This is a genomic window from Kaarinaea lacus, from assembly GCF_975902315.1.
In genome coordinates, this window is sequence record NZ_CDLKIE010000108.1 from 1 (window position 1) to 3881 (window position 3881).

Annotated in this window: 6 protein-coding genes; all 6 read right to left on the reverse strand. The window is 43.4% G+C overall.

The genetic code is table 11. From position 1 onward, the window contains the following. A partial coding sequence (locus ACWVCM_RS02720) for an NAD-binding protein (protein ID WP_455200175.1) occupies positions 1-137 on the reverse strand: 137 nt, incomplete at its 3' end. 97 nt (positions 138-234) lie between these two features. Beyond that, complete coding sequence (locus ACWVCM_RS02725; protein WP_455200170.1) at positions 235-450, reverse strand: hypothetical protein; 216 nt, start codon at positions 448-450, stop codon at positions 235-237. Next, the gene (locus ACWVCM_RS02730; protein WP_455200171.1) at positions 451-573 is read right to left on the reverse strand and encodes a 2Fe-2S iron-sulfur cluster-binding protein; all 123 of its coding nucleotides are present in this window, start codon (positions 571-573) and stop codon (positions 451-453) included. A gap of 44 nt (positions 574-617) precedes the next feature. Next, the gene (locus tag ACWVCM_RS02735) at positions 618-986 is read right to left on the reverse strand and encodes a group I truncated hemoglobin (RefSeq protein ID WP_455200172.1); all 369 of its coding nucleotides are present in this window, start codon (positions 984-986) and stop codon (positions 618-620) included. A 381-nt stretch (positions 987-1367) separates the two neighbouring features. Next, complete coding sequence (locus tag ACWVCM_RS02740) at positions 1368-2219, reverse strand: sulfurtransferase (protein WP_455200173.1); 852 nt, start codon at positions 2217-2219, stop codon at positions 1368-1370. A gap of 247 nt (positions 2220-2466) precedes the next feature. Further along, the coding region (locus ACWVCM_RS02745) for an ATP-binding protein (protein ID WP_455200174.1) at positions 2467-3881 on the reverse strand (1415 nt) is incomplete at its 5' end.

The window sequence follows — 3881 nt, forward strand, 5'->3', positions numbered from 1 at the left end:
ATGCTGGTATTTTCCTGCGTTAGTTGTTCAAGGGTATAGGAATCATAGTCAATGGCAGCGACTTGATGATTTTTTGCCAGATCTATAGCAATCGCTTTTCCAATTCGGCCAGCGCCCAGCACAATGATGTTTGCCATGCTAAACCTCTTAGATCGTCAGACTAGCCTTAAGCTAATCGGTGGTAATTAAGAATTTTGGTACAAAAGCGAAACAGAAATAAAACTGAAGGTGCTGCTAATTTCTTCTTAATTTCGAATGAAGAAAGGGATCGGCGTAGACATCCTGTAACGATGCGCCAGCAAGAAAAACAGAATGTTTTGTGGCGTTTACCATATCCGAGTTACCGTATAAATACACACTCCATCCGGAAAAGCCATAGTATTGGGATATCAGAGTTTCTTTTAAATCCTTTTGCGAGTCCTCGGCAGGACTGCCTTTCACAGCGCGCATCTAACATTCCTGGCATAACCCGCTCCGGCAGGAGTGCGGAGGCGCTATGCCATTGCGTGAAAGACAATCAAGTACCGACTCGTTTTTCTCGGATCGATAACTTTCTTGCTCGTAACGAATCACCGCTTATCGTCACTTAATGTGAGAAGCAATTTACTGGTGTCGATTTATCGGCCGAGTACATCGTTACGAGTGCTTTCAGCAATTGCTGCTGCTTCAGCAATAAGATCGTCAGGTACGTTCAGTTCTTTCAGTGTCGCACCCAGGTGTTCCATTACCGCGTCAAAGTGACTGTCATTCAAACCACGTTCTACCAAATGGGCATGACCATCACGCATGTCTTTGCCGGTATAGTTGTTTGGGCCGCCAAACGCAAAAGTTAGAAATCCTTTTTGTTTCGCTGCCTGTTTTTCCATGTCAACGCCTTCGAAAAACATATTGATTCGGTCATCGGCTAATACTTTTCGATAGAAAACTTCTACCGCTGCATTGACAGCCGCGTCGCCGCCAATTTTGTCATATAAAGTTTCACTCATGATGGGTTCCCTCGAACAGATATGGACTGCTTATAATATTAACGTAGCATGGTGCACTGAAAAACGAGTGGCAATTGTCTATTCAGTTGCATTCACACACCTTAGTTATGTACTGTGACATTACTTCATTTATGATTGCAAACAATGGCTCAAATATCATGAGATTCATACTAAAAGAGTCGAGTTTTAAAGATATTGATATCGATCAAAGAAATTGTATAAGAAACATCAGCGGTGTTCGCGTACGTCTAATTTGGCGATAAGTTATTTGATAGCTAAGACGTTGAGCATACCGCCGAATACAATAATACTATTACTTTAAAGAGGAACCGCAGCTTAAGCGAGCGGGCTGCGAGGTGAGATAGTTCGAATCCCTTAGGATTACGCTGAAGTTTCCACGGGGCGGGCGGGATCAGTAATCCATGCACTCCAGGAACCTGGATAAAGTTTGGCGCCTGAAATTCCAATATGTTCCAGTGCCAGGAGGCTGTGGCATGCTGTTACGCCTGAACCACACATAAAAATAGTATTATCGACAGGTACGTTTTGTAGAACTTTCGCATATGCATCATGTAATTGTGCTTTAGATAAATATAAGCTGTTGTTTTCTGCAATGTTGTTTTTCCAGGGAAGGTTGATTGAGCCAGGGATATGGCCAGCAACGTTATCGATCGGTTCTTCTATTCCCTGATAACGGACCGGATCACGAACATCAATCAGCAGTAATTGTGATTGCGCCAGTTTCTGCTGTAAAACATCACTGTCAATCAACATCTCCATATTGGGTTCACCTGTATAAGTAGCAGGGTTGAAGCGAGGAATAGCAGACGTCACGGGGAGGCCCTGTTGCTTCCAGGAACCGAATCCTCCATCCAGTACGGCGACTGAATCATGGCCCAACCAGCGTAACATCCACCATAAGCGAGCCGCATAGCTGCCGGCTGCATCATCGTAGACAATGACTTGTGTGTCTTTTGTAATCCCCCAGTTGCCGAGCTTTTCCCTGAAATGATTGACGTCAGGGAGGGGATGGCGACCCGAGGTTGGAGTTACCGGGGATGACAAATCGTGATCAAGGTGAGCATAGACTGCATGGGGAATATGATCCATTTGATAAAGGGCCATGCCTTCATCGGGGTCTTTCAAATTGAAACGACAGTCAACTATGCGCCACTGCATGTTGTTCAAATTTTGCTGCAATGCGTCAGCAGAAATTAAGGTACGATAAGCCATGGAATTGTATTAGAGCATATTCTGTGATTGCCAGCCATAGCGAATCAATGCTCGCAATAAAAGATGATTATGCAAGTTCTGCCTGCGAGTTGGTTCGATTATCTCAGCATCAGAGTAAAATCTGCCCAATACCCAATAATTAGTTAAAGCGCCAGCTTGTCATCGCCATCATTGAGCGCATCCTGAATTTTACAGTAAATATTTTTACCAGAAAGAGGAAAGTGAGTTGTTTCGGGGAAGTTACAAACTAGAGAGCAGATTCTAGTGATTGCGTGCTCGAGTGAGGAAGTTTTACTGAAAACACAGATCCCATGCCGGGTTCGCTGTTAACAACGATTTCTCCACCCATCATATGGCACAAGCGCCGGCTGATCGATAAATTCAATCCGCTGTCTTCGCGTCGTCTGTTATTGGGTTGGCTAATGTTAGGTACAGCATTAAATATTTTATCCATTTTATGTTGCGCTATACCTACCCCCGTATCGATGACGCTAAAAGTGATCCAGCGCTCATGTGCAGATCCATTATTTCTTGTCGAATTGAATTTGACGTTTAGAGTTATTAGTCCGAATTCGGTGAATTTGCAGGCGTTCGCCAACAAGTTAAACAGTATTTGCCGGAGTTTGTTCGAGTCTGTTTCCATGAAGCCAATATCTATCGGACATTGCACGTCAACCTGATTGTTGTTTTTAGCCGCAATAGGTTTGATCTGATTGGCGACATCGTGTATGAATTCGTGGATATCCAGGTCCTGGGAAGAAAAAGCAACCTTTCCCGATTCCATTTTTGTGAAATCCAGTATCTCGCTGGTTAGACCATTTAAATGTTCGCAAGCATGCTGCAAATTAACAATGTCTGACATAAATTCTCTATTGCCGGACTTTTCCCGGTTAGCGCTTTTTGCGATCGCGTCACTGTACTGTAATAAAGAATCCAGCGGTGATCGGTATTCATCAATAACATCAGCAAGTAACTGGCTTTTCTCGGCGCTTTGTTTCTGGATGTTATCATAAGCATCAGATAAGGCCATTTCGGTAGTGGTAGTGCGTCGTATTACAAAAGTCGCAATAGCCACTCCTAACAGGCAAGCAATCAGGGAAACAATGATAACCAATGAACGCATTTCTTTATAAAGTTCACTGGTCTCGCGTGCTATTTTCTCGGCCTCTTTTTCCTGATAGTGATAGAAGGTATTGAGCTGATTAATTACCTGTTCTTTAGCCGGGATTACACTTTTAAGAAGTACTTCGCGTGCCTGGTCAAATTGATCTTTTTCCAGTAATTCCACAACGCGACGTTGGGAGTCAAGTGCTTTTTTAGTAACCGTTCCCTGATAGTCGAGTAATTTTTTTTCTTCCTCATTTAATTCCATCGACAAGATGTTTAACCGGTCACGAGCAAATTCAGCACCAAAATGATTGAAGCGAATCCACTCTTCATCACGGGTGAAAGGGTCCGGTTGTAATAACATGCGTTGCAAGGCAAGTGTTCTTTCATGTGCGGCAGAGCGCATCTCAACGACACGATCAATTTTGGTAAGATGATTTTTTGCAATGCGATCAATGTGATCTTTGGAAACTTCAAGTTCATGTGACCTGAAGATAACGAGAAAAGCCATTAACCCAATAACAGAGGCAAAACCAAACACAAGATTGCGCTTGG